We start from the raw sequence: 1,557 nt of genomic DNA, 5'->3' as shown, positions 1-1,557 counted from the left end.
TTATTATTGGGAAATTATTTCCTTTCTGGGTGCTTGGAATGATAATTCTAACTGTGGGGCTTATTATCGCCAAGGTGATCTTTAATGTGCCTTTTGTAGGGAATATTGGATTGATCTATTTGTTTACGGCAGTTTACCTTCTTGTAATCCTTGGAATGGGCCTTTTTATCTCCAATTATACCGATACTCAGCAACAAGCGATGTTTATTGCCTGGTTTTTTATGGTGGTATTTATCCTGATGAGTGGATTATTTACACCTATTGAAAGCATGCCAGACTGGGCGCAGAAGATCACCCTGCTTAATCCTATACGGTATTTTGTTGAAGTGATTAGAATGGTAATGCTTAAGGGGTCGGGGTTAGGAGATATTTTATGGCAATTTGGAGTGATGAGCTTTTTTGCTGTCGTCCTGAACGCCCTGGCTGTATGGAGTTATCGTAAAACACAATAGGAATAGTTCCCGGGATTAATTAAGAACATGATGAAAAAGGTATTTTATTATATTGCCCTTGGGTTTTTTCTGGTCTTTACCCTGGTTACCCTATATCTAAGCAGTAGTATAATCTTCGATTGGTTTGAGTTAAGAGAAGCGCAAGGTGACTATGTGCTGTTTGTAGTGTGGGTGAACTTCATCGCTGCCTTGATTTATCTCCTTGCACTTTTTGGCTTTTTCAGGCATAAAAAGTGGACCTGGAAAGTTCTGGGATTGGCTGCACTTATGATTTTTGCAGCCTTTATAGGTTTGCTTTTTCATATAGATTCTGGTGGTGCATATGAACTGGAAACTATTCGGGCGCTGGTTTTGAGGTTTATTATTACTACTGGATTTGCAATTCTTGCATATTTTAAAATAAAAAAATGGAAAAACATAGAAAACTAATTTTCGGCTTAATTGCCAGCTGTATCCTTTTATTTTCGACGGGGGTATTTAGTCAGGAAACTTATTCTCTTTCAGTAGAGGTAAAGAGCCTGAGAAATTCTGAAGGAAAAGTTTTAGTTGCGATCTATAATAAGGATGGGACAGTGCCGGATCAAAAGTTGGAAAAGTATTTTAAGAAGAAAGTGACGGAAATTGATTCGGAATCTGCACAGGTAACTTTTTCTAATCTTCCCAAAGCAAGGTATGCCATCTTTATCCTTCACGACGAGAATGAAAATGGGAAGATCGATAAAAGATTTCTGTTGCCTATAGAGGGAGTCGGTTATTCTAATTATAAGGACCTTGGTTTAAGGAATCGTCCCAATTTTAAAAATGCCAGTTTTGTTCTAAAAGAGGATTTTTCAACAGAAGTAAAAATTATTTATAAGTAGAGGAAATATAAATCTCTGGATTGTCTCCTGTCTGGAATTACACCCTGATTTGTAACCTTTTGAATTTTTTAATTCAAGCCAATTTCTATTGATTTCCTCTCAATCCCACTCCGGTAGCGCCTTAAACCAAAAAACCCCAACTATAAGTCGGGGTTTCTGAGGTGGTGCCTCCAGGAATCGAACCAGGGACACAAGGATTTTCAGTCCTTTGCTCTACCAACTGAGCTAAGGCACCAGTTGCTTGT

Annotated in this window: 3 protein-coding genes and 1 tRNA gene; 3 read left to right on the top strand and 1 reads right to left on the bottom strand. The window is 38.1% G+C overall.

All coding sequences use genetic code 11. The annotated features are described in order from the left end of the window. From ACESK1_RS13360 to ACESK1_RS13350, 3 genes are all read left to right on the top strand, one after another. Window positions 1–452: ABC transporter permease (locus tag ACESK1_RS13360; RefSeq protein WP_372920658.1), on the top strand; the 452-nt coding region annotated here is incomplete at its 5' end. A gap of 30 nt (window positions 453–482) precedes the next feature. Beyond that, window positions 483–881 (top strand): hypothetical protein, encoded by a 399-nt coding sequence (locus ACESK1_RS13355; protein ID WP_372920657.1) that lies wholly within the window; start codon window positions 483–485, stop codon window positions 879–881. Further along, window positions 860–1,312, top strand: coding sequence for a DUF2141 domain-containing protein (locus ACESK1_RS13350; RefSeq protein ID WP_372920656.1), 453 nt, complete (start codon window positions 860–862; stop codon window positions 1,310–1,312). Before ACESK1_RS13355 ends, ACESK1_RS13350 begins: the two co-directional genes overlap by 22 nt. A 162-nt stretch (window positions 1,313–1,474) precedes the next feature. On the opposite strand, the gene ACESK1_RS13345 is transcribed toward ACESK1_RS13350, so the two are convergent. Beyond that, window positions 1,475–1,547, bottom strand: a tRNA-Phe gene (locus tag ACESK1_RS13345). Window positions 1,548–1,557 lie beyond the last annotated feature (10 nt).

It is taken from the genome of Salegentibacter sp. (assembly GCF_041642575.1).
Classification (GTDB): Bacteria; Bacteroidota; Bacteroidia; order Flavobacteriales; family Flavobacteriaceae; genus Salegentibacter.
Note: the sequence above shows the minus strand (reverse complement) of the source record. Positions and strands in the feature narration are given on the sequence as shown.

Coding starts and splice junctions, on each gene's coding strand:
- ACESK1_RS13350 (WP_372920656.1), top strand. CDS start 860: ATGGAAAAACATAGAAAACTAATTTTCGGCTTAATTGCCAGCTGTATC.
- ACESK1_RS13355 (WP_372920657.1), top strand. CDS start 483: ATGAAAAAGGTATTTTATTATATTGCCCTTGGGTTTTTTCTGGTCTTT.